This window comes from Acetobacter aceti NBRC 14818 (genome assembly GCF_000193495.2).
GTDB lineage: Bacteria > Pseudomonadota > Alphaproteobacteria > Acetobacterales > Acetobacteraceae > Acetobacter > Acetobacter aceti.
The window spans coordinates 1,178,060-1,202,884 of the sequence record NZ_AP023410.1 but is presented as its reverse complement, the minus strand read 5'-3'; the positions used below and the strand labels follow the sequence as shown (position 1 = coordinate 1,202,884).

The 24,825-nt window shown below is 58.4% G+C and carries 18 protein-coding genes; 8 read left to right on the top strand and 10 right to left on the bottom strand.

Annotated features, from left to right (window positions below; genetic code table 11):
• Nucleotides 1-92 precede the first annotated feature (92 nt).
• Nucleotides 93-509 (bottom strand): hypothetical protein, encoded by a 417-nt coding sequence (locus EMQ_RS05400; protein ID WP_010668158.1) that lies wholly within the window; start codon nt 507-509, stop codon nt 93-95.
• Nucleotides 510-675: 166 nt separating this feature from the next.
• Between EMQ_RS05400 and alkB the strand changes: the two genes are divergently transcribed.
• Nucleotides 676-1,359, top strand: coding sequence for a DNA oxidative demethylase AlkB (gene alkB, locus EMQ_RS05395; RefSeq protein WP_018308347.1), 684 nt, complete (start codon nt 676-678; stop codon nt 1,357-1,359).
• 29 nt (nt 1,360-1,388) lie between these two features.
• Here the strand turns inward: alkB and EMQ_RS05390 are convergent, their stop codons facing one another.
• Nucleotides 1,389-2,045 (bottom strand): hypothetical protein, encoded by a 657-nt coding sequence (locus EMQ_RS05390; protein ID WP_231367989.1) that lies wholly within the window; start codon nt 2,043-2,045, stop codon nt 1,389-1,391.
• Nucleotides 2,046-2,241: 196 nt separating this feature from the next.
• On the opposite strand from EMQ_RS05390, the gene EMQ_RS05385 reads away from it, so the two are divergent.
• Nucleotides 2,242-3,732, top strand: a complete 1,491-nt coding sequence (locus EMQ_RS05385) for a carboxypeptidase M32 (protein ID WP_010666536.1) — start codon at nt 2,242-2,244, stop codon at nt 3,730-3,732.
• 183 nt (nt 3,733-3,915) lie between these two features.
• Here EMQ_RS05385 and qhpR read toward each other — a convergent pair whose 3' ends face one another.
• Nucleotides 3,916-4,968 (bottom strand): AraC-like transcriptional regulator QhpR, encoded by a 1,053-nt coding sequence (qhpR, locus tag EMQ_RS05380; RefSeq protein ID WP_010666535.1) that lies wholly within the window; start codon nt 4,966-4,968, stop codon nt 3,916-3,918.
• A gap of 243 nt (nt 4,969-5,211) precedes the next feature.
• On the opposite strand from qhpR, the gene EMQ_RS05375 reads away from it, so the two are divergent.
• From EMQ_RS05375 to EMQ_RS05350, 6 genes are all read left to right on the top strand, one after another.
• A complete protein-coding gene (locus EMQ_RS05375; RefSeq protein WP_010666534.1) occupies nt 5,212-6,471 on the top strand; it encodes a class-III pyridoxal-phosphate-dependent aminotransferase in 1,260 nt (419 codons plus the stop codon).
• Between the two features lie 14 nt (nt 6,472-6,485).
• Nucleotides 6,486-7,508, top strand: a complete 1,023-nt coding sequence (locus tag EMQ_RS05370; RefSeq protein WP_010666533.1) for a phosphotransferase enzyme family protein — start codon at nt 6,486-6,488, stop codon at nt 7,506-7,508.
• 91 nt (nt 7,509-7,599) lie between these two features.
• Nucleotides 7,600-9,054: an APC family permease gene (locus EMQ_RS05365; RefSeq protein WP_010666532.1), complete on the top strand. Its 1,455-nt coding sequence runs from the start codon at nt 7,600-7,602 to the stop codon at nt 9,052-9,054.
• A gap of 585 nt (nt 9,055-9,639) precedes the next feature.
• On the top strand, nt 9,640-11,061 hold the full coding sequence (locus EMQ_RS05360; RefSeq protein ID WP_010666531.1) for a class II 3-deoxy-7-phosphoheptulonate synthase: 1,422 nt from the start codon (nt 9,640-9,642) through the stop codon (nt 11,059-11,061).
• Between the two features lie 210 nt (nt 11,062-11,271).
• Nucleotides 11,272-12,465 (top strand): nicotinate phosphoribosyltransferase, encoded by a 1,194-nt coding sequence (locus EMQ_RS05355; RefSeq protein WP_018308350.1) that lies wholly within the window; start codon nt 11,272-11,274, stop codon nt 12,463-12,465.
• A 66-nt stretch (nt 12,466-12,531) separates the two neighbouring features.
• Entirely contained in the window at nt 12,532-12,918 is a 387-nt protein-coding gene (locus tag EMQ_RS05350) for a hypothetical protein (RefSeq protein WP_018308351.1), read from the top strand.
• A 101-nt stretch (nt 12,919-13,019) separates the two neighbouring features.
• Here EMQ_RS05350 and EMQ_RS05345 read toward each other — a convergent pair whose 3' ends face one another.
• The 7 genes from EMQ_RS05345 to ftsZ all read right to left on the bottom strand — a co-directional run bounded on the left by EMQ_RS05345 (nt 13,020) and on the right by ftsZ (nt 24,802).
• Nucleotides 13,020-13,877 (bottom strand): pyruvate, water dikinase regulatory protein, encoded by an 858-nt coding sequence (locus tag EMQ_RS05345; RefSeq protein WP_018308352.1) that lies wholly within the window; start codon nt 13,875-13,877, stop codon nt 13,020-13,022.
• 141 nt (nt 13,878-14,018) lie between these two features.
• The gene (gene ppdK, locus EMQ_RS05340) at nt 14,019-16,691 is read right to left on the bottom strand and encodes a pyruvate, phosphate dikinase (protein WP_018308353.1); all 2,673 of its coding nucleotides are present in this window, start codon (nt 16,689-16,691) and stop codon (nt 14,019-14,021) included.
• Between the two features lie 211 nt (nt 16,692-16,902).
• Complete coding sequence (gene ligA / locus EMQ_RS05335) at nt 16,903-18,990, bottom strand: NAD-dependent DNA ligase LigA (protein ID WP_010667310.1); 2,088 nt, start codon at nt 18,988-18,990, stop codon at nt 16,903-16,905.
• The gene (recN, locus tag EMQ_RS05330; protein ID WP_010667309.1) at nt 18,990-20,714 is read right to left on the bottom strand and encodes a DNA repair protein RecN; all 1,725 of its coding nucleotides are present in this window, start codon (nt 20,712-20,714) and stop codon (nt 18,990-18,992) included. Before recN ends, ligA begins: the two co-directional genes overlap by 1 nt.
• A gap of 153 nt (nt 20,715-20,867) precedes the next feature.
• Nucleotides 20,868-21,917, bottom strand: a complete 1,050-nt coding sequence (locus tag EMQ_RS05325) for an outer membrane protein assembly factor BamD (RefSeq protein WP_373278091.1) — start codon at nt 21,915-21,917, stop codon at nt 20,868-20,870.
• Nucleotides 21,918-22,049: 132 nt separating this feature from the next.
• Entirely contained in the window at nt 22,050-23,066 is a 1,017-nt protein-coding gene (lpxC, locus tag EMQ_RS05320; protein ID WP_018308354.1) for a UDP-3-O-acyl-N-acetylglucosamine deacetylase, read from the bottom strand.
• A gap of 233 nt (nt 23,067-23,299) precedes the next feature.
• A complete protein-coding gene (ftsZ, locus tag EMQ_RS05315; RefSeq protein WP_010668988.1) occupies nt 23,300-24,802 on the bottom strand; it encodes a cell division protein FtsZ in 1,503 nt (500 codons plus the stop codon).
• Nucleotides 24,803-24,825: the final 23 nt, after the last annotated feature.

The window sequence follows — 24,825 nt, the reverse complement described above, 5'->3', positions numbered from 1 at the left end:
TGTGTCACCTGCATATGACGCAGCCGGGCGACCGGTTTGATCCGTCCGTCATCTTGTCTTCAGAGGAACAGAACTGTTTTGGACATAGTCCGTCAGCGGGGCGCGACCCAGCCGTTACCCGTGGAATCGCCGAGGCTGCCCGAGCCGGTCGGACCCGAATCCTGATAGGCGGAACCGAATCTCGACAGGTCGGCCCCTGTGACCGCATCGCGTGTCACATGCTGGGCGTGCTCGGGATCAGGACCATGCAGTATATCCATTGAAGGCGCATCCTGATATCCGGGCGGCAGCTTCCTGCGTCCTTTGACGTGCAGATTTTCATGACGACCTGTCGGTACGCCTGCACCGGAGTCTTCCCGTGTCGGGTCACCGGACATCATTTCGGCACCGGACAAGGCGTCGCTCTGCTGCGCCATCGCCTGTCCGGACAGGGACACGCTGGTGGCCGTCAGCAGCAGAAGAAGGCCTGCCGTTGGGAAAAAGCCGGTGAGTCTGGTAAGAACACGCATAGATACAGATCTCTCAGGGCTGGGTTGCGGGCGCGCGACCGGGCAGCTCATCATCAGGGTCATTTCTATCAGTCTACAATTACCCTCCACCATCTTACAACCGCAATAGATCACGGGCAGACGTGCTATCAGCGGGGGAGCGGATAATGAGACAGGAGAAAGGCCAGTGACCGGGGATCTTTTCGACTTTCTCAACGTAACCGAGACCGGGCGAGGCAGTGGTGCGCAGGAGCGTATCCAGCTGGATACGGGCGCCTTTATTTTCCCCGGCATGGCGCTTTCCCGGGCGCCCGCTCTGCTGGAGGCGGCTCGTCATATCGTCCGGCAGGCCCCGTTCAGACATCTTGTCACGCCCGGTGGTCACCGCATGTCCGTCGCGATGGCTTCCTTTGGCGATTATGGCTGGGTCTCGGATCGATCTGGTTATCGCTACACGCCTGTCCAGCCGGAAAATGGTCAGCCATGGCCTGTCATGCCTGATGTGTTCCGGTCACTGGTGGAAGAGGCGACGGAAGCCGCGGGATTTCCGCATCCTCCACTACAAGCCGGTCTGCTCAATCTGTATCGTCCCGGAACGCGTCTGTCCCTGCATCAGGACAAGGATGAGGAAGACGCCGAGATACCGATTGTCTCTGTCTCTCTTGGAGTGGCGGCGACATTTCTGTGGGGCGGTCTTGATCGGGCCGCTCCCGTGCGCCGGTTTCGGTTGTCACATGGCGATGTCGTGGTGTGGGGCGGTCCATCACGGATGATGTTCCACGGCGTCGCTCCCCTGGCAGTATCCTCGCATCCTCTGACGGGCGAGTGCCGTCTCAACATGACATTCCGTCAGGTCACACGGCGCTCCTGATCCGTATCGACTGAACATGGTCGTCTGCTTCAGTCGTAGCTGAAGTGCGGCTTTTTGTGTGTGTTGATGAAAAGCTGAACCGCACTGGATGTGTCAAAGCCGGTCGGAAGAGGTCCGGCGATGCCTGCCGCCGTAATCGGTGCTGACATGGTGCGGGCAGGGAAGCCGCAGCGACTCAGTGTCGCGGCGATGCTGGAAGCAATCCGGGAGTTCTTGTTGTAGACGTAATATTCTCCGATCCCTCGGGCGGAAAATATCTGTGAGCGCTGGACCTTCCGGTCGATCCCTTCCAGGACGCCCTGTGTCAGGTCGGCCATGAAAGTCGCTTCCGCATCGCCCGCGAGCGTGATGATCTCAAAGTCGTTTCTGAGGTTCACAAAATCACTCTGCAGGCAGACACGCGCCTCATCAGAAATGTCTCGCCACACTGCATTCGCCTTGATCTGGTCTGCTTTCGCTCGCGCTTCCACAGCCTGTTTCTGGGCTGTCAGGATGGCGATCTGGGCATCCTTGTAAGCCAGTGCCTGTGTGGCATGGGCGTGATCCAGTCTGAAAAACATGTATCCCGAACCGAGGCCTGAACACAGGCTTGCAACAATGGCGATCAGCAGGCTCCAGCCGGCGGGGCAGTTCCGGCTCCATGTCTTCAGGAAGGTAAACCTCTCTGTAATGTTCGTTATCCGCATCGTGCGTTAGGACGTTCCACGTAATGAAAACAGGGAAGGGTAAGCTGTAACCGTTCGTTAATCGGGCGTTAATAAAGAAGAAGTTTTTGATCTCATAGTGGGTTTTTTCTCAGGGCTGAAAATCGCTTGCGTTCCTCGCGGTCACAGAGCGCAGAGTTCGTGATAGTCTTGTGGTAATGATTCAACGGAGTTTTCCATGAACGCGTACGACCATCTGCATCGCCTTTTCGGACGTCTTTCCGCTCTGGAAGATGCGGGAGGTCTTCTGTCATGGGATCGCGATACGATAATGCCGGAAGGGGCTGCTGGCCGTCGTGCGACGGTTATGGCGACTCTCGGTGGCTTGCAGCATGAAATGCTGACTGCGCCTGAAGTGACGGACTGGCTTGGTATGGCCAGTGCGGACGGTGATTTCTGGAAACAGGCCAACCTCAACGAGATGAAACGAATTCATGCCCGCGCGGTGGCCGTGCCGGGTGATCTGGTCGAAGCGCTTTCAAAAGCTGGATCGGAAGCGGAAATGGTCTGGCGCAAGGCCCGTGCCGACAACGATTTCAAAAGTCTGCTGCCCTATTTGCAGACTGTGCTCGATCTGACACGCGAAAGCGCAACAGCGATCGGCGAGGCTCTGTCTGTTTCACCATACGACGCGCTGCTGGATGGTTTCGATCCGGGTATGACGCAGCAAGCCATCACGCCGATCTTTGAGACCCTAGCCCGCGCTCTTCCGCCATTGTTGCAGGAAGTACTTGAACAGCAGGCATCCGTAGGAGGCATTCCTCCGGTGGGATCAGCACCTTTTCCGATTGCGGATCAGGAAAAACTTGGCGTGTCCATGATGCGACAGGTTGGTTTCGATATGACGCGCGGGCGTCTGGATGTGAGCGCCCATCCCTTCTGTGGTGGAGCGACGGATGATGTGCGTATCACCACGCGTTATGAGACCGATGATTTTCTTCCAGCGTTTCTCGGTGTGATTCATGAAACCGGTCATGCGCTTTATGAACAGGGATTGCCTGCGGAATGGCAGGGGCAGCCGGTCGGACGGGCGCGGGGAATGACCTTGCATGAAAGCCAGTCGCTGCTGATGGAAATGCAGGTTACCCGATCCCGCGCCTTTGCGACATTTGCAGCGCCGATCATGGCTTCTGCATTTGGTGGGCGTGGATCATGGAAACCGGATGACCTTTATCGTCGTATGACACGGGTCAGTCCCGGCTTTATCCGGGTGGATGCGGACGAAGTCACCTATCCGGCGCACATCATCGTCCGTTACGAGCTTGAGGTCGCCATGATCGAAGGACGGTTGGCGCTAAAAGATCTCCCCGAAGCGTTCAATGCCCGTATCAAGGATATGCTGGGGCTGGATGTTCCTGACGATCGGCGCGGATGTTTGCAGGATATTCACTGGCCGCTGGGGTTGTGGGGCTATTTCCCCTGTTACGCGCTGGGAGCACTGACGGCGGCGCAATTGTTTGCCTCCGCGAAGACAGCGCTACCGGATATCGGGAATGAAATCCAGCGTGGAGAATTCAGCAATCTTCTGGGCTGGCTTCGGACTGCGGTGCATGAACGGGGCAGCAGCGCTTCGACGCAGGACATTATCAGCGCAGCGACAGGAAAGCCGTTGGGAGCCGAAGATTATCTGCGGCATGTTCGGGCTCGTTATATCGATGGGGAGCGGTAGGTTTTTTATAGGAACGGGGCGTTTTTGATTTTTTGAGTCGAGCGACTGTCTGTGGTGAACGGAATGGTCGCATGAGCAGGAACGCATCTCAGGGCCCGTAGGCATCTGTCATAGTGCTTGAAAAATAGTCCCTGTGTGTAAAGAGATATTTTCCATCATGCTCGGTCGCCCAAAAAGGACCGTTCAGCGGCCGGTCGTGCCCTGCCAGCTCCGCGGGGAGCATCCATGCCAGCGGGTAAAAGCCCGCGTGAAGGCGCTGCCCTCGCTGTAGCCCAGAAGAAACGCTGTTTGTGACACGGAATGTTCGCCATTCCGCAGATATTTCAGCGCATGCTGACGGCGCACGTCTTCCACCAGAAGCCGGTGGGTGAAGCCACTCGCGGCCAGACGACGCTGAAGGGTCCAATAGGGGCAGCCAAGTCGCTCGGCGACCTGTGTGATGGACGGATGACCGTGCGGCAGAAGATCAAGGATAACGCTGCGGACCTGCAACAGAAAATCCTGTTCAAGTGACTGTTTGTGCGCCTGTATCTGGAGCAGTCCATCCTTGATTGCGCTGAACAGGAGCCCGTCTGCGGCTGGCATCGGTGTGGCGAGGCTGGCTGATGGAAACAGGATGGAGTTTGTCTGCTGTCCGAAAAGAACCTTACAGCCAAACACCTTTTCATGCTCATTTGTGCAGGACGGCGCCTTGTTGCGAAAATGCACGGCTACAGGTGTCCAGTTCTGGCCGCAGGCATCCCTGATGATGTTGCACAATACGGCGAGAGTCAGCTCGGCATCCTGACGATGGTCGTGAAGGAGCGGGTCGCCAACATCATAATCCAGACGGGCAGTCTCACCCTGTCTGGAATGAGTGACGATGCTGTTGTCCTGATGGATCGGAAAGAACGTCGCCAGATTGTCGAGTGCATCGCCCAGAATGGAGGAGGAGAGGGCAGCGTAGCCCAGCATGCCCAGACGGCGCGGTGCAAACTGATGGCCGAACCATAAACCAAAATTTGCCGTTGCCGTTTTGCTTGCTGCGTAATCCAGCGTGCGACAGTAGGCGTCCAGAGAAACCGTCTCGGAAGGGGTGCTGCTGAGCCGCCCTTCAAGGCCGCATCGGCTAAACACATCCACGGGCTGCGCCCCGAGACGCGCAATGAAGGCATCCAGCCCATAAACGACGGAGGCCAGAACCGTCGTGGATGAGGCCGGTGAACCGGAACGTCCCTGAGTTGGCAGACGTGTCATTCCGCCACTATCTCCCATGATGGCAGGTCGGACTTCTCCGTCCGACCACCGGATCGCGCAAGAAAAGACAGGGTGAAAGAGCGGCGGCCCTCCTGTCAATTCATTTCTTTTTCGCAACGCATTCGTTGTCGGATGTCATGAGATTGTGCCCGTCTGTCATTATCCGTTCTCCCTTGCATGCCTACGCTGTTTCCATGAGGCCACCACGCGGATGGCCATGTGTGAGAGTGTGGGAGAGACGTCATGGCCAATCCGTATCTGGCCGGTTTTGAGAGCAAGGCGGATATTCTCGCCGCGTCGGAAGAATTCTGGAATCCCGACAAGACCCGGTTCTGGCAGAGTGTGGATGTGCCGCTCGTGATCGGGAAGCGCGAAGGCTATGTGCTGACCGACGTGGACGGGCACGAACTGATCGACGTGCATCTCAACGGCGGCACCTATAATCTCGGTCACCGCAATCCCGATCTCATTGCGGCGCTGACCGATGCCTTGCAGTATTTCGATATCGGCAATCATCATTTTCCGTCTCCATCCCGGACGGCGCTGGCGATGAAGCTGCTCAAGCTTTCCGGAGAGCCGTTCGAGCGGGTCGCCTATGCCACCAGCGGCAGCGAGGCCATTGATCTGGCCATCAAGAGCGCCCGTTACGCCACAAAGCGTCGTCGCATCATCTCCATCCGCAAGGCCTATCACGGACACACCGGCCTCGCCGTCGCGACAGGCGACGAACGGTTCAGCCAGCTTTTCCTTGCGGATCGCCCGGAAGAGTTCGTGCAGGTGCCGTTCAACGATCTTGACGCCATGCAGGCCGCGCTGAAAGCGGAACCCGCAGCGGCCGTCATTATGGAAACCATCCCGGCGACCTACGGTTTTCCTCTTCCGGCTCCCGGTTATCTCGCCGAGATCCGCCGTATGTGCGACGAGACCGGCACGCTTTACATCGCCGATGAAGTGCAAACCGGACTGATGCGTTCCGGCGCTCTATGGGCCGTTTCCCGTCAGGATGTGCGTCCCGACATTCTAGTCACCTCTAAGGGACTGGGCGGCGGCATCTACCCCTTCGGTGCGCTGCTGCTGACAAAGCAGGCCAGCGGCTGGCTGGAGCAGGACGGTTTTGCCCACATGTCCACCTTCTCCGGATCGGAAGTCGGGTGTTACGTGGCAAATGCCGTTCTCGATCTGACGACAAGTCCTGAAACCGTCGCCAATGTGCAGGCGATCATTGCGCAGTTTGCAGCAGGCTTGGCGGGTATCCGAAGTCGTCATGCCGACTGGTTCGTGGGTATCCGACAGGAGGGTCTGATCATCGGTCTGGAATTCGCCACGGTGGAAGGGGCGAAGCCTGTCATGCGGGAGCTGTACAAGCGCGGCGTGTGGGCCATCTTCTCCACACTCGATCCACGTGTGCTCCAGTTCAAGCCGGGTCTGCTGCTTCAGTCCGGGCAGGTGGATGACATCCTGCAAAGGCTGGAAGACGCCATTTCCGCCAGTTCACCTTTCTGATGGGAGAATGCGTCATGACTGCACGCGCCTGGGAACAGACTTCATGGAACTGGCAGGACAATGTCGCTCCTTTCCTGCCCCTCTATGGTATTGATCCGGAATCAAACTGGTCCCTGCTTAGCTTTTCTGAAAACGCTGTTTACAGGGTCGATACGCCAACGGGTGAGGTTTTTATCCTGAGGCTGCATCGACCTCATTATCGCAGTGTGGATGAAATCCTGTCGGAAATCACCTTCATCGAGCATCTTCGGGCTGATAACATTCTGAATACGCCAGCGATCATTCCAACGCAGAATGGGGCCATGCTGGCTCATGCGGGTGAGGGGGAGCAGCAGCAACATGCCGTGCTGTTCGCCTATCAGCCCGGTGGGATGCCGTCGGAAGACGGTCTGCCCGACAAGTTTTATGAACTGGGTCGTATCTCCGCGCAGTTACACAATTATACCAGTAGGCATGCCGCACTCAAAAACCTGAAACGTCCTGTGTGGGATGTTGAAGTGGCTGTCGGCGAAAATGCCATGTGGGGCTGCTGGCGGCATACCCGCAACATGACGGCTGAGCAGACGCAGTTGCTTGATGCGGCCGATCGCAGGGTGCGCGCTGAACTGGAGCGTTACGGCAGTCCGGACAACCGTTGGGGGCTGCTGCATGGCGACATGAGGCTGACCAATATCCTTCATTGTGGGGATCAGACCAGCATCATTGATTTCGATGATTGTGGCTTTGGCTGGCACATGTACGAATTTGCCTGCGCCTGTACGTTCATGGAGTGCAGCAAGGATATCGACGCCATCACCACGTCCTGGTTGCGCGGATATACCCAGATACGTCCTCTGTCCGAGGCTGACATCCAGATTATTCCCGCCCTGCTGATGCTCCGTCGTCTTCTGATGGTCGGATGGTTCACCACCCATCAGCACTCAGCTGAAGCGCGTGCACTGGAGCCAGGCTTTCTTGAAGATTCGCTCGATATGACAAGGCGGTATCTCGATGGGACATTTCTACCCTGCCTGATGCAGGCCGCCGAAGAGGCCTGATCGTATTTCTCAAAACTGTTCCGCTGATCTTTATTGTTTCGATATCAAAACGCAGTGCGTCACTTCACTGTCTGTTCAAAGGATGATCGTGATGAAAAATGCTGCAACATCTCCTCCTGTTACCAGCGCTTCCACCAATTTGCAGGGCAATCTCGGCGTCATGTCCATTGTCATGATGGTGGTGGCTGCGGCTGCTCCCCTGACTGTCATGGCGGCGAACAGTCCGTTGATCATTGCGATGGGTAACGGCATCGCGGCGCCTCTTGATGCCGCGATCGCCACATTCATCATGTATCTGTTCACTGCCGGCTTCATCTTCATGTCGCGTTATGTGACAAACGCAGGAGCTTTTTACGCCTACATCCAGAAAGGGTTGGGACGTCAGGTCGGTCTTGCTTCCGCCACGATGGCGGCTGCATCCTACAGTTTCATCGTCATCGCTCTGGAAGCCTATATCGGTTATACATTAAGCGAACTGCTGCATAATGCGCTCGGCGTTTTCATTCCGTGGTGGATACTCTCCATCGTCGTAGTAATGGTCGTGGGCCTTCTCGGATATCGACATATCGAGATGAGCTCACGCTTTCTCGGGATCGCGCTTGTGCTGGAAGTCGGCGTCGTGCTGCTAGCTGATCTCGTCATCGTGGCGACAAAAGGTGTCTCGTCTTTGTCGACGGAACCTTTCACGATTCATGCCGCACTTTCCGGTTCACCCGGTCTGGGCATCATGTTTGCCATCTACTGCTTCATCGGTTTTGAATCGACCGTAATCTTTCGGGAAGAAGCCCGCACACCGGACGTGACCATTCCACGCGCAACCTACACGGCGGTCTTCGGTGTGGGCATTTTTTATGTCATCTCGATGTGGTGTGAAGTTGCCGGGGTTGGTCTGAATTCCGTCGTTCCTATGGCTAACGAACATACGGGCGATATGTACCTGCTTCTTATCCACTCCTATATGGGACAGGTGAGCGAGGACATTGTGAATGTCCTTCTGATAACAAGCCTTTTTGCCTGCATCCTTGCCCTGCATAATGTCGTGGTACGGTATCAGTACATCATGTCCCGCTATGGTGTGCTGCCCGCCGGAATGTCCAGTGTGCATGCGGATTACTCATCGCCACACGTTTCCTCCTTCGTTCAGACCTGCACCTCGTTCGTAGGACTGCTCATTCTTTTGGCGATCGGCCTTGATCCCGTCACCCAGATCTATGCATGGGGCGCAACAGCCGGAACGCTGGGTTATATGGCGATCCTCTCCTTGACCTGCATATCGGTTCTTGTGTTCTTTAACGTTCGCAACAAAGGTCTTGGCACTGTCTGGCATACGCTGATTGCACCCATCGGAGGGCTTGTGGGACTGCTGGCGTGTCTATGGATCGCAATTGCCAACCTTCCGGCTCTCATCGGCGGCGATAACGCTGCCATCGCCGCCTGGGCGATCGGCTTTCTGGTAATCGTCACCTTTATCAGTGGCTATGCTCTCGCAAGCCATATGAAGAGCAGATATCCCCGACGTTTTGAAGCACTCAGGGAACTGGCGTGATCTTTTCCGCTACTCGCTGGAAAACGGGAACGGGTCCGGTATGCATCCCTGAAATAATGGATTTATAGTTCAGGGATGCATGACTGATGAGCAGTAGGAGGCCGCCCCAAAATAATGCATTGATATAAAAATGACTTTTTAAAGCGTCCGTTCATTCTGAAATTCATCATTGCAAGAAAAAATAAAGAGCAAACTTTAGGTTTGCTGGGGCTGGTTACCGTGATCCGCGTTTTATGCGACTACTGCCTGCCGTCGCTCGTTTCGCTACCTCTGTGCGTGCACAGGCTTGTTTAAGGGTTGTCGAAAGAGGTCGTGTCACACCACAACGGCTTGTGAACTGTTGGTGGGTCTGACACGTTGACTGGTCAGAAAATGGCCTCGAACCGGAATTTTTTCCGTAAAAATCCGTCGAGAAACACTGGCCCGAACTGGGCTTTATTGCCTCTTGTCAGAGATGCTTTTTGCACTCAGCGCCAATCTCCGGCATAAAGTTCCACCCGCGTCTTGCGTGGGCATCCCTTCAACATCAGCTTCTCTGAAACAGCCGGTCTCTGAAAGCCCGGCGCTTATCGACAGGAACCGACCATGAGTGTCACGCTCAGCCCTTCCGCATCGTCCCTGACAGCCGGTCCGACGACGGCTGCCAACTGGTCGCCGGAAAGCTGGCGGTCGTTTCCCATCAAGCAGGTGCCGACCTATCCGGACGAAGCCACGCTCAAGGCGGTTGAAGGACGGTTGAAGAGCTATCCGCCGCTCGTTTTCGCAGGAGAGGCGCGCCGTCTGCGTGGCCATCTTGCCGACGCAGCAGCTGGTCGCGCCTTCGTGCTGCAGGGTGGCAACTGCGCGGAAAGTTTCTCCGAGTTCTCGGCGGACTTCATCCGTGACACGTTCCGCGTGCTGCTACAGATGGCGGTTGTGCTGACCTTCGGCGCAAAGGTGCCGGTGGTGAAGATCGGTCGCATGGCAGGGCAGTATGCCAAGCCGCGCTCGTCTGACACGGAAACTGTCGGCGATGTGTCGCTGCCATCCTATCGCGGCGACATCATCAACGGCCCGGCTTTCACGTCGGAAGATCGTATTCCTGACCCGAAGCGGATGGAGACGGCCTACTTCCAGTCAGCCAGTGTCCTGAACCTGCTGCGTGCGTTCTCGCGTGGTGGTTACGCCAACCTGCACCGGGTCAACCGCTGGAATCTCGGCTTCGTCGAGCGGTCTCCGCTGGCCGAGCGTTATCGCGCTCTGGCGGAACGCATCGACGAGACGCTGGAATTCATGGCTGCGTGCGGCATCAACTCCACCACGGCACCGCAGATCGACGAGACTGAGTTCTACACCTCGCATGAAGCGCTGCTGCTTCAGTATGAGCAGGCCTTTACCCGTGTCGATTCCACGTCCGGCGAGTGGTATGACTGCTCGGCACACTTCCTGTGGATCGGTGATCGCACCCGTCAACCGGAAGGCGCGCATGTCGAGTTCCTACGCGGTGTGCGTAACCCGATCGGCATCAAGGTCGGCCCGACAACGCAGATTGATGCGCTGGAGCAGCTGCTTGAGATACTCAATCCTGCTGACGAGGCCGGGCGTATTACCCTGATCTCCCGCATGGGCGCGACCAAGATTCAGGATCACCTGCCGGGTCTGGTGCAGGCGGTCAAAGGGCTTGGCCGCACCGTGACATGGATGTCCGATCCGATGCACGGCAACACCATTTCCACGGCCAGCAAGGTCAAGACACGCTCGTTCGAAGCCATTCTCACGGAAGTGCAGGGCTTCTTCGACATCCTGACCGCTGCGGGCGTGGTGCCGGGTGGCGTGCATATGGAAATGACCGGTCAGGATGTGACCGAGTGCGTCGGTGGCGCGCATCAGCTCACGGAGAACGATCTGGGCGCTCGTTACGAGACATTCTGCGATCCGCGTCTCAACGCGGAGCAGTCTCTCGAACTGGCGTTCCTGATTGCCGAGGAGTTGAATTCACGCGCCCGCACCCTGCGAAAGGGCGCTTAACCGGAACAAACCAGCGTTTATGACGGGAGAATATTCTCCCGTCGTAAGCTGCGCCCTGTCACTTTCTGAGCTTTCCTGCGACCCGTGACCTTGTGGTCGGGGAAGGTCTATGTCCAGAATAATACAGTGCATCTGGTCCTGATGCTTAGGAAAGGGCAGCTCGTGGTCTTGAAATCGTCTTCCGTACCTCCGAAAGAACCTCGTTCCGAGGTGTCTTCCGGGGTAAGCTCCTCGTTCTGCGTAACAGCGCTTGATGACGCGACGATCAAGGCTCGCACTGACAGTTATTTCAACCGCACCAAAGAAATCGTCTCCCGGTTTGGTGATTGCGTGGTGACCTATGCCGTGTTTATCCGCCGGCCGGTTCTGTCCGCCACCGCGATGGTTGAAGACTGGCTGAAGAATATTGCACGTGAGCGCGGTATCGAGATTCTGGTCGAGCCGGTTTTCACGGAAGGTGAGTGGGTCGGGGCAGGCGAGCCACTGCTCTATATCACGGGCTTCTTTTCCCATCTTACGGATCTTGAGACCCTGGTGCTCCAGAAGCTGGGCGCGTGCTGCGTTGCGGCGCATCGTGCCTATCAGATGGCGCTGTCTCTGCCCAAGGCGCAGTTTCTCGCCATGGAAGCCCGCCATTGCGCGGGTTACGAGATGCAGGAACTGATGAGCTATGGCGCATCTGTCGGCAGCCGTGCTGCCCAGAAAGAAGGTGCTGTCGGTTTCATTGGCGGTGCGACCGATGCGACTGCCGCGTTTTTTGGACAGACGCACGGGTTCGGCACGATGCCGCATGCCCTGATTGGGTATGCCGGTTCCACGCTCCGGGCCGCTGAGATGTTCCACGAGGTCTATCCTGACACCGACCTGACCGTGCTGGTTGATTACTATGGGCGCGAGATTACGGACGGTCTCGCTGTCTGTCGCCATTTCAAGGAACTGGCGGAAGCGGGGCGGGTGGGCCTGCGTCTCGATACGCATGGCGGACGCTTTCTGGAAGGACTCGATCCTCAGGAGTCCTATGCTGTTCTGGATCGCTATGTTCCGGACGCGATCCGTCGTTATCGTTCGGAAGGGGAATTACGCAATCTGATCGGGACAGGCGTTTCGGCGGCGGCTATCTGGCGGATGCGTGAAGTGCTGGACGAAGCTGGCTTCGAGAAAGTGAAGATTGTCGTGTCGTCCGGTTTCGGGGTGACGAAATGCGCCAGTATGGCTGACGCCAGTGCGCCGATCGATATCGTCGGGACTGGGTCCTTTATCCCTAAGCTGTGGAATGAGACTTACGCCACAGCGGATATCGTGACGTATGACGGAGTGGAAAGCGTGAAGACGGGGCGGGAGTTTCTTCTACCGTCATTCCGTCGAGCGGAAGAAAGACAGCGTAAGCGTCTGCATCCGGGCTGATCGCCTGTTTCCGAAAATTGCCGTTACCTTATGAGTTTATTGTGAATCACAGGAGTTGTTTCGTTCATGACTGAAGCCGAAGAAAATGGTGAAGACGCAACGGTATCGGCTCAGGAGACGGGGCCGGTTGTGCGTCTGCTCGACCTTTCCGGAGGCGCTGAGGATAATATCATCGAAGACATCAAGGGTTTTCTTGATGCCGAGCATGCAAACGCGTTCGCGCGGGCCTATGTTCGCGACAGTATAGAAATCTGTCGTGTGCCGGGCGCTTCTGCGCGTGACACGCTTGAAGCGTGGTTTTCGTTTGGTGAAAACGCGGAAGTGCTGGGAACCGAAAATCCTTGGGTGTCTTCAGGTGAACTGAACGATTTCATCGACCGTCCGGCGACAGAAGAAGAACGCGACTGGCGTCTGCTTGATCCTCGTCGTTATGAGTCGGAAGAGGAAGAGTAATTCCCAAAAGGTCTTCTGAAATCATCCTTATGAATTAGGGATAAGTGACAGAGCTGCCTTTTTTAAAAAGGCGGCTTTTCCAGAAGGAAGTTTCTTTCCGTTTAGCCCGGCGCGGAAAGCGGGTTGGGGTGCTCCAGAATATCCAGAACAGCAGCGCTGGTTTCTTCAATCGATCGTCTTGTAATGTCGATGATCGGCCAGCCGTGGCGGGTGCAGAGACGCTTTGCCCACATCAGTTCTTCCCGGACTTCATCAGGGTCGATATAGCTCGTGCGGGTCAGTGATGTGCCGCCAGCATGCTGTTTGGTGGGCACCATGCTGTTCAGTCTTGTCCGACGGATCTCGAGCAGGGCTTCCGGCGCAATGGTCAGACCGATGACAGGCTTTTTCAGTTCAAAAAGCTCCGGAGGGAGTGGGGTATCAGGCACCAAAGGCACGTTTGCCGCCTTGATGCCCTTGTTGGCGAGGTAAAAGCAGGTCGGTGTCTTGGAGGCGCGGGACACGCCCACCAGCACCACGTCGGCATCCCTGAGTTCACGGGTCTGCTGACCGTCGTCATGCTCGATCACATAATGCATGGCGTCGATGCGGCGGAAATAGTTCTCATCCATGATGTACTGACCACCGGGACCGCCATCGACAGCCTGTGTTCCCGTCGTGCCTTCCAGAAAGGTCAGCGTATTTTTCATGACATCCAGCAACTGGACCCCTGTCCGCTTGCAGCCCTCCACCAGTTCATTCTGCAATCCGGCGTCGATCAGGGAAGAGAGAACGGGACCGGGTTCACTGGCGATGCCAGCGATAACCCGTCGTAGTTGCGGCCGGCTACGGACCAGATTCCAGTGGCGGATATGAAACTCCACATCTGGAAAATGCGGCGCACACGCCTTGGCCTGCGAGTCGAGGGTCTGGCCGGTGCCGCCGGAAACCAGATGAAGGCAGATGCTGCGTTTGGTCATGGTGAGAACCTGTGTTTTCGGGATTGGACTTCTGTTTTCATTCGGGAAAGCAGCCAGACCAGTTCTTACCACATACCGAAAACGGGGCCCTCCTGCTCAGAGCGCCCCGTCGATACTGATTTCAGGTCAAGCCATTCATAGTCAGGATGAGGCTTTTGCCTTTTTAGCCGCCAAGGCAGCCTGAGCTGCGGCAAGACGGGCCACCGGCACGCGGAACGGAGAACAGGAAACGTAATCCAGCCCAACGCTCTCGAAGAACGCGATGGAGTCCGGATCGCCGCCATGTTCGCCGCAGACGCCAAGCTTCAGGTTGGACTTGGTCTTGCGACCATTTTCCGCACCCATACGCACCAGAGCCCCTACGCCTTCACGGTCGATCGAGACGAACGGGTCTTTCGGCAGAAGGCCGTGATCGACGTAGTAGGGCAGGAACGAACCGGCATCATCACGAGACAGACCGAGTGTGGTCTGGGTCAGATCGTTGGTGCCGAATGAGAAGAAGTCCGCCACGTCCGCAATCTGGCCTGCCGTGATCGCTGCGCGCGGCAGTTCGATCATGGTGCCGATGAGGTAATCAAGCGTCGTGCCCTGTTCCTTGAAGACTGCAGCGACTTCAGCTTCCGCTGCCTTGCGGGTCACCTCGAGTTCCGTCTTCATGCCCACAAGCGGGATCATGATTTCAGGAACGATGGCCTGTCCGGTCTCTTTCGAGACGGCGATAGCGGCCTCGATGATGGCGCGAACCTGCATCGCATAGATCTCGGGGTAGGTGATGCCGAGACGACAGCCACGGTGACCGAGCATCGGGTTGGCTTCCGAGAGAGCCGAGCGACGGGCGCGCAGGGACTCCACGGACTGACCGAGGGCAGTGGCCACTTCCTCAAGTTCCGTCTCGCCGTGAGGGAGGAACTCATGCAGCGGCGGATCGAGCAGACGGATTGTCACAGGCAGGCCGCTCATGATGCGGAAGATCTGTGAGAAATCGTCACGCTGGAACGGCAGCAGCGCGTCAATCGCCTTTTTGCGTGTCGCCGGATCGTCGGACATGATCATCTGACGGACAAAACCGATACGGTCCGGACCGAAGAACATGTGCTCCGTGCGGCTCAGACCGATGCCTTCGGCACCGAAGCGACGGGCTGTCTCGGCATCTTCCGGTGTCTCGGCGTTTGCACGAACGCGCAGGCGACGGACTTCATCCGCCCAGCCCATCAGTGTGCTGAAGTCACCCGAGAGAGTCGGGGGAATGGTCGCAACCTTGCCGACATAGACAGCGCCCGTGCCACCATCGAGGGTGATCCAGTCGCCACCTTTCAGCGTGACATTGCCGACCGTCATGGTCTGCGCCTTGTAGTCGACGGTGATACCGCCGGCGCCAGCTACGCAGACACGACCCATACCACGCGCCACGACGGCGGCGTGAGACGTCATGCCACCACGGGTCGTCAGAACGCCACGGGCTGCGTGCATGCCATGCACGTCTTCCGGTGAGGTTTCGATACGGACCAGAATGACATCTTCACCCTTGGCGGCGCGGTCTTCGACTTCTTCAGCCGTAAAGACGATTGCACCGGCAGCGGCACCCGGAGAGGCCGGGAGGCCACGGGAGAACAGGTTCTTCTCGGCTTTCGGGTCGAGCGTCGGGTGCAGAAGCTGGTCGAGCGAGCCGGGTGGGACGCGCTGGATGGCTTCTTCCTGCGTGATCAGGCCTTCCTGCGCCATGTCGATGGCGATCTTGAGAGCAGCGGCTGCTGTACGCTTACCGGACCGGGTCTGGAGCATGTAGAGCACGTTGCTCTGCACCGTGAACTCGATGTCCTGCATGTCGCGATAGTGCTTTTCAAGGATGTCACGCACACGCATGAGTTCCTTGTAGGCTTCCGGCAGGACCTTCTCCATCGGAGACTGATCGGCAGCCGCACGGGCGGCGGACATGGGCTGCGGCGTGCGGATACCCGCCACGACATCTTCGCCCTGCGCGTTGACCAGATACTCGCCGTAGAAGATGTTTTCGCCGGTAGACGGATCACGGGTGAAGCACACGCCGGTCGCACAGTCATCGCCCATGTTGCCGAAGACCATCGCCTGCACGTTGACGGCGGTGCCCCAGCTTGCGGGAATGTCATGCAGCTTGCGGTAGGTGTGGGCGCGCGGGTTCATCCAGGAGCCGAACACGGCGCTGATGGCGCCCCAGAGCTGCTCCTGCGGATCGTTCGGGAACGGCTTGCCGGTCTCTTTCTGAACGATATCCTTGTAGTCCTTGACGATCTCGCGCCAGTCGGAAGCCTTGATGGCCGTGTCGTCTGTAACGCCCAGACCGTGCTTGGCCTGCTCCAGCAGATCCTCGAAACGGTGATGCGGCACGCCCATCACGACGGAACCATACATCTGGATGAAGCGGCGATAGCTGTCCCAGGCGAACCGCTCGTCCTTGGAGGAAGCCGCCAGACCTTCAACCGTCTCGTCATTCAGACCGAGATTGAGAACGGTATCCATCATGCCTGGCATGGAGACGCGGGCGCCCGAGCGGACCGAAACCAGCAGCGGTGCAGTGGCGTCGCCAAAGACCAGACCAACCGATTTCTCAACGCGATGAAGGGCCGCCGCGACCTGCTCTGCAAGGTCAGCCGGGTAGGCATTGCCGTTATCGTAGTATGCCGAGCATACTTCGGTCGTGATGGTAAAACCGGGAGGCACTGGCAGTCCGATGGAAGCCATCTCCGCCAGGTTGGCGCCTTTGCCACCAAGCAGATTGCGCATTCCGGCGCTGCCTTCGTTCAGGCCGCCACCGAAGCTGTAAACCCATTTCGTCATGACCAACGCTCTCCGAGCGCGGTGATTCCGGCCATCTGTTCCTTCCCGGGAAAATCAGGCCTGAATACAGTCCGCGGGGAATTTATAGTTATTATTAAGTGCTCCGTTCCCGGGCGTCCGCATCATGCCAGCTTGTAGCGGTTTCGGCAATTCGCTTTGCAACGAATATTGCCGGCGAACAGAGTCTGTTACAGAAATAAGGCAGTGATTTTTAAACCTCCGGCAGACCGGCCAGTTGTCGCCACCCCGTTTCATCGACTGTATCAATACCAAGTTCCTGCGCTTTGCGGGCTTTTGAGCCGGCTTCCGCACCAAGCACGACAAGATCCGTCTTTTTTGAGACGCTGTCTGTCACTTTTGCCCCCAGACGTTCTGCCGTCGCCTTGGCCTCCGGGCGTGTCATGGTCACAAGAGAACCTGTGAAAACAATGACTTTTCCGGACAGAACGCCGCCAGCCTCAACGATCTCATCCTCCGCGGTCACGTAGGTCAGAAGATCGTCCAGCGTCGTCTGGTTGTGAGGTTCCGCAAAGAAACTGACGATCTCGTCAGCAATGGCCGTGCCGATCCCGGTGATCTCGCCCAGTTCCTGACGTTCCTCCGAGCCGATGATCTGCGCCGCCTGCATCCGTTCGCGCAGATGCGTGAACGATCCGTAATGACGGGCCAGAAGTTTGGCGTTGTTTTCGCCCACGCGCCGGATGCCCAGCGCATAGATGAAACGGGGCAGGGAGATAGTCCGCCGAGTCTCGATAGCCTGACACAGCTTCCTTGCCGAGGTCGCGCCCCAGCCTTCCCGTTTGGCTATCTCGTCTTCGCGCGTCTCAAGGCGGAAAATGTCGCCCGGCGCTTTCACCATGCCGATGTCATGGAACTCGGTGATGCTTTTTTCGCCCAGACCATCAATGTCAAAAGCCATACGCGACACGAAGTGGATCAGGCGCTCGACGACCTGCGCGGGACAGGTCAGGCCGCCGGTGCAGCGGATGACCGCTTCGCCCGGAATCCGCTCCACGCTCGCACCGCAGGCCGGGCAGTGATCCGGCATGACGAATGGAGCGTGTCGTTCATGGTTTTTCTCGGCGACGACCGCGACGATCTGGGGAATGACATCCCCGGCACGCTGAATCTGTACCAGATCGCCGACGCGGACATCCTTGCGCTCGATCTCATCCTGATTGTGCAATGTGGCGCGTGAGACGATCACTCCGCCGACATTGACGGGTTCGAGATGCGCCACCGGCGTCAGAGCGCCGGTGCGGCCAACCTGCACCTCAATGGCCAGAAGCCGGGTCACGGCTTGTTCGGCCGGAAACTTCCACGCCGTCGCCCAGCGCGGCGCGCGGCCTGCGAAACCGAGACGTTCCTGAAGCGCCAGATCGTCGATCTTGTAGACCACGCCGTCGATATCATAGGGCAACTCGGCCCGTTCCAGCGCGATCCTGTCGAAAAACGGCTCAGCTTCCGCGATGCCTGCCAGCTTTGTGGAAAGCGGATTGACCGTGAAACCCCATGCGCGAAGCTGGTCAAGATAGGCGGAATGGGTTGCAGCGACCGGTCGGGACGAAAACCCCATGGCGTAGGCAAACAGGGAAAGCGGACGACGGGCCGTCACCTTGGGATCAAGCTGGCGCAGGGAACCCGCTGCGGCATTGCGCGGGTTGGCGAACAGCTTGTCTCCCGCAGCTTCCTGCGCGGCATTGATGGCGAGAAATTCTTTCTTCCCCAGAAAAACTTCGCCACGGATTTCGATCAGATCCGGCGCTTCACCCCTCAAACGGAGAGGGATGCTTTTCAGTGTCTTCAGATTGGCGGTGACGTCTTCGCCTTCCGTGCCGTCGCCGCGTGTGGTGCCGCGTGCAAACCGCCCGTTTTCATAAGTCAGGCTGATGGAGACACCGTCGATTTTGGGTTCGCCGACAAAGGCGAGGGCGGCGGCCTGCGCCTCATCAAGACCCAGAAACCGGACGACGCGTTTTACGAAGTCCTCGAAGTCGGCGCGGTCGAACACGTTGTCCAGTGACAGCATCGGCGCGAGATGCCGGTGTTTCTTGAAAGCGCTACTCGGAGCCGCCCCCACCTGAAAGCGGGGGCTGTCCATGCGCATCAGGGCCGGGAAGCGAAGTTCGATTTCTTCGTTGCGACGGCGCAAGGCATCGAATTCCGCGTCCGAGACTTCCGGCGCGTCCTTGGCGTGATAGGCCTCGTTCAGACGGGCGATCAAAGCTGCCAGACGTGCCAGTTCCTGTTCGGCCTGCGCAGCATCAAGCTGATCGACGGGAATATGCGCCGTGTCCATCACCGCTTCTCCAGAAGGCTTTCCGCGGCGGCGCGCGCGGCATCGGTTATTACGTCACCCGCCAGCATCCGGGCGATTTCCTCACGTCTTTCCACGTCAGGAAGAGGAGCAGCGCTGGTCTGGGTCTGTCCGTTCCGTACCAGCTTGCCGATCCGTAAGTGATGATCGGCCGCCGCCGCAACCTGCGGTGAGTGGGTGACGGTCAGGATCTGCATGTCTCGTGCCAACCGGTGCAGCCGCTCGCCAATGGCCGCCGCCGTCGCGCCGCCCACGCCCGAGTCGATTTCGTCAAACACCAGCGTGCCGATGGCTGACCGGCCCGCCAGCACCAGACGGATGGCCAGCATCAGACGCGACAGCTCACCGCCGGATGCGACCTTGCCCAGTGGGCCGGGCGGCTGGCCGGGATTGGCGGCGAGCAGGAAAGTCGCCTGTTCCAATCCATGAGCGCCCCACTGTTCTTCGGCGAGGGGCGTGAGTTCTACCACAAAACGGGCGCGCTCCAGCTTCAAGGGCTTGAGTTCCGCCATGACGGCGGCCTCGATCTTCCGGGCAGCCTTGACGCGCTGGGCGGACAGATCTTCGGCAGCGGCAATAAAGGCGGTCTTCGCTGCTGCTGTCGCGGCTTCCAGTTCGACAAGGCGGGCGGTGCCTGTCTCAAGGGCGTTGAGTCGTTCCGTCAACCGCTTGAGCAGGTCCGGCAGATCGGAAACCGATGTTTCAAACTTGCGGGCCGCCGCACGCAACGCAAACAGACGCTCCTCGACCTGCTCCAGCAGGCGGGGATCGGCGTCCTGATCGGCGGCCAATCGGGTCAGCATGCTTTCCGCTTCGGAGAGCGCCACTTCGGCGGCATCGAGCGCCTTGAGGGCTTCCTGCGCACCGGCCTGCTGCTGCTCGAATTCCGCATCCGGTTCATCGGTTTCCCGTCCCGGGGCGGGCAGGAGTCTGTGCAGGGCGCGACTGGCGGCACGGAGAGCGGCGGCTGGTCCGGAGTTGCGCCTGTCCCGAGGCGTCAGTTCCGCAAGAGCCGCCGCGACGGCCTCGCTGCGCCGTTCATTACGCTGGAGCGCCTGACGCTGGGCGGCGAGTTCGTTTTCCTCATCAGGCTGAGGGGCGAGGGAGGACAGTTCATCAATCGTGTGCCGCAGCCACTCTTCTTCCCGTGCGGCGGTCTCGATTTCCCTTTGTGCTGCTTCCAGAGTTTCTCGTGCCTCACGCCAGGTTCTATGGCAGGCGGCAACCTTGCGCCGTGTGGCGGCAGGAACGCCAAATGCATCGAGCAGATCGCGGTGCGTTGTGGGGTCAGCAAGCCCCATCTGTTCGTGCTGCCCCTGAATTTCCACCAGCATTCCGGCCACGCGGCGCAGCAGACCGATGCCGATGGGCTGATCATTGACCCATGCTCGGGATCGTCCGTCGGCACTCAGGATACGGCGCAGAATCAGGGATTCATCGCTCTCGGCGGGAACGCCCTGTTCCGAGAGAATGTTACGTACGGGATGATCGGCGGGCACCTCGAAGCTGGCGGTGACACGCGCTTCGCTGGCTCCCGCCCGGATCAGACGTGCATTGGCGCGTTCTCCTAACGCCAGTCCCAGACTGTCGAGCAGAATGGATTTTCCCGCGCCGGTTTCACCTGTGAGCGCTGTAAGGCCGGGATGGAAAGACAGATCCAGCGCTTCGATAAGAACGACGTCGCGTATGGAAAGAAAGTTCAGCATTACGAAAGTCCGCTCCGACCTGTCTCCGCATGGAAGCTGGCGATGTAGCGGGGCCTGAAGGAGGAAATACGTGAATGTACGCCTGCCTGCCAGTCGGTGAAGGCCTGCATTTCAATGACAGACACTGTTCACCTCAGTGATCCTCATGCGGACTCAGCGGGCTGAGCCGCGTGCTCCTCTTTCGGAAGCGGGAACACCTGTGCGGGCAAGATTGCTTGTCAGCTCCGATCCGTTGCCGCCGTCATTGAGCTGGCTCGCCGATACGGGAGCAACGGGAGCCTTCGACAGGGAAGGCGGCGCGTCGGCGCGTCCCTCGCCATGACTTGCGGACTGGGCGGGACTCTGCGTCGGCATCGCCGGTGCCGAGATCAGTTTCCCCGGAGCCGGGGTCTTGCTCGAGAGAAGGCGGAAGTTTTTCAGGTCGCTGTAGGCGTACCGATACCATTTGCTGTCAGGATAGTTGTAGGCCAGAACGCCGCCAGTCCGGCGCGCTTCATCAGTCAGACCAAGGTTGAGATAGACTTCGACAAGGCGTTGGAGAGCTTCCGGCACATGGTTGGTGGTCTGGAAGTCCTGCACGACGCGCTGGTAACGACCGAGTGCGGCCTGATAGGCGCGCTGTTCCTGATAATAACGACCGACAAGCATTTCCTTGCCTGCGAGATGGTCGCGGCAGAGGTCGATCTTCAGCTGGGCGTCACGCGCATATTTTGTCTGGGGGAAGCGGGCGATGACGTCCTGCAGGCGCGACATGGCTTCCGCCGTCATCTGCTGATCACGCGCAACATCGCCGATCTGCTCATAATAGCAGAGAGCCAGAAGATAGAAGGCATAGGCAGCATCGGAGCTGGTCGGGTGCAGTTCGATAAAGCGGTCGAGCTGCTGCGCGGCTTCCGGGTATTTGTTCTGGAGATAATAGGCATAGCCCGCCATCAGCTGCGAATTGGCGGTGTAGCCGGAATAGGGATAGTTCTGCTGGAGCGTTTCGAACTGTTTTGTCGCGGACAGATAACGCTGGGTGCGCAGGGCGTCGATGCCGTTGTTATAAAGCTCATCCGCCGAGGAGACTGTAGGGGCGGGCTTCTCGGCCGGGGATGTCTTGAACATCGAGCAGCCAGTCAGAAACAGAAGTGTTCCACAGGCAGCTGCCGAAGCCAGACGCGACGTCACTCTGGGGGGGATGCGCGAGGTTGGCTGCGGCACGTATCAACTCACTGTCTGCGTATATAATGACTGGCCGGTTATAGCACGGAATACAGCAACGGAAAGGTGTTCAGTCCGTTCTGTGTGCTACATTGTTTGTACGGTTGTCCATCAGTACGAACGGACGGACTGTCAGGCCGCCTGAAGCGATGCTGGAGCCGGTTTGCCTGTGCCTTTGACCTCGCGCCATGCGGTCCTGTCGGCAAAAAGCGCACGCAGCAGCTGATTGTTGAGATGGTGGCCGGATTTGTAGCCGGTGAAGCTGCCGCGAATGTGCGCGCCGGCAAGGAAAAGATCCCCCACGGCGTCCAGCATCTTGTGGCGGACAAACTCGTCCTTTGCCCGCAGACCGGTCGGGTTCAGAATCTTGTCCTCATCGACGACGACCGCATTATCCAGTGATCCGCCAAGCGCAAGACCTGCAGCCTGAAGAGCCGCGATTTCACGATGATTGGTAAAGGTGCGGGAGAACGCAAGCTCCGAGCGGAACGATGCTTCCGTGAAAGCCAGATCCAGCGTCTGTCGACCGATCGCGGAGGCCGGAAAGTCGATTGTCATCGACAGCGGCATCTCTGTCGCCGTTGAGGGGCGCAGTTCGGTGAAAGCGTCCCCTTCTTCCACCCGGATGGTCTTCAGAATCTCGATTTCACGGCGTGGCGCCTCAAGCTGCGTCCGTCCGGCGCAATCAATAAGGAAGAGGAAGTCGGCGGAAGAACCGTCCAGAACCGGCACTTCCGGACCATCCAGAAAGATGCGGGCATTATGGATGCCGTTGCCCGAGAGGGCCGACATCAGATGCTCAATGGTGGCCACACGGTTTCGCCTGTCGGACAGATTCCCGATGACCGTGCTCAGTCTTGTATCAATGACATGATCATAAAGTGCGGGAATGGAGGCTGCGCCGGGAATATCCGTCCGTTGGAAGACAATGCCCGTATCAGCAGGCGCCGGCTCCATCCATAGAGTGATTTTGCGCCCTGTGTGCAGGCCGGTGCCCACACATTTTATGGGAGAACGAAGGGTATTCTGGCGCACTGCTACGACCGCTTTTGATAGTTTTGAATAGATACTGAAAGTGGGTATGGCGGATGAAAAGACCTCATCATCCCTCTCGAGCAGCGCGACGGGATCGGGACTGAAGCTTTCCATTGACATATCTCTCGGTCTGACTGGGGCTCTTGGAGCCTGTATTTTGAAGCTTACAATACGCGGGAGACATAATGGTTCCAGTCAATGTTTATTGCGTCGTATTACCGGAAGGGAAAAGATCTTCACCAAGGACCGACGGATCGTTTCGGAAACAAATAAAGAGATTTTTTCAGTAAAAAAAAGGGGCCGTGAAGCCCCGATTTTCTGAAATGTCAGAGTTTAATGCGAGCCTGTCAGGAAGGCCTGCGCATGAATGCCGGAATATCCAGGCCATCATCGCTCTGTGTGGGGCGAACGGTCGGACCTTCCTGCTGTTCGTTGCGCTGGGCTGGCGTAACCTGTGGCGCGGGCTCCTGCCGTGTCTCACGGGGTTCGGCGGCAGGGCGACGCAGTACGCCGGTCATGAGACCGAACAGGCTGCTGCGCGCCGGAGCTGGCTCAGGGGTGCGGGGAGCCGGGGCCGGTGAGCGTGTGTTGCTGGTGAACAGTCCATCCCGTGGCGAAGCAGCACGCGGCGTTGCGTTGGACGGCGCTGACTGTTTCGGCGCGGGCTGCTGATTGAAGTTTGGCGTCTGACGCTGCGGCTGTCCGGCGGCGACTCCATTCGGATGACCGGCAGGTGGTGCGTTGCGGACTGTCTGCATGCCACCACCGAACATAGGCGGCTGACCTCCTGTCTGCGGGGCATTCTGGGCAGCGGCTGCCTGTTCTTCCTGTTGCTGGGCGGCAGCCTGTTCCTCGGCCTCCTGCTGCGCCTTGGAGGAAGGCATGTCGATGCCTGTGGCCACGACGGAAACACGGATCTTGCCATCCAGATCGGGATCAATCGCGGAACCGAAGATGATGTTGGCGTCTTCGGCCACTTCCTCGCGGATACGGTTGGCGGCCTGATCGACCTCGAACAGCGTCAGATCATCACCACCTGTGATGTTGATCAGCAGTCCGCGTGCGCCTGCCATGGAAGTGTCTTCGAGCAGCGGGTTCGAAATCGCGGCTTCGGCGGCGAGACGGGCGCGGTCTTCACCCTCTGCCTCGCCAGTGCCCATCATCGCCTTGCCCATTTCCGCCATGACAGTGCGGATATCGGCAAAATCGAGGTTCACGAGACCCGGAGCCACCATCAGATCGGTCACGCCACGCACGCCCATATAAAGGACGTTGTCGGCCATCTTGAACGCATCCTTGTAGGTGGTGCGTTCATTCGCCATGCGGAAAAGATTCTGGTTGGGAATGACGATCAGCGTGTCGACATACTGCTGAAGCTCGGCGATGCCCTCTTCCGCAGCCTTCGCACGGCGCGGCCCTTCGAAACTGAACGGCTTTGTCACCACGCCGACGGTCAGAATGCCACGCTCACGCGCCATCCGCGCCACGATCGGTGCCGCACCCGTGCCTGTACCGCCGCCCATGCCCGCCGTCACGAAGACCATGTGCGAGCCTTCAAGATGACGGGAAAGCTCGTCCGCCGCTTCTTCCGCCGCTGCCCGTCCAATTTCCGGTTTTGCGCCCGCGCCCAGTCCCTGAGTCAGATGCGGACCAAGCTGGATGCGGCGATCTGCACGGCTGCTGGAGAGCTGCTGGGCATCCGTATTGGCCACCACGAATTCCACGCCCTTCAGATCGGCGAGAATCATGTTGTCCACAGCGTTCGTACCACCACCCCCCACACCGATGACCGTGATCTTCGGTGAGAAATCTGCATGGTGCTGCGGGGGAACGGTGAGGTTCAGAGTCATTTACACTTCCTTGGACGGGACCG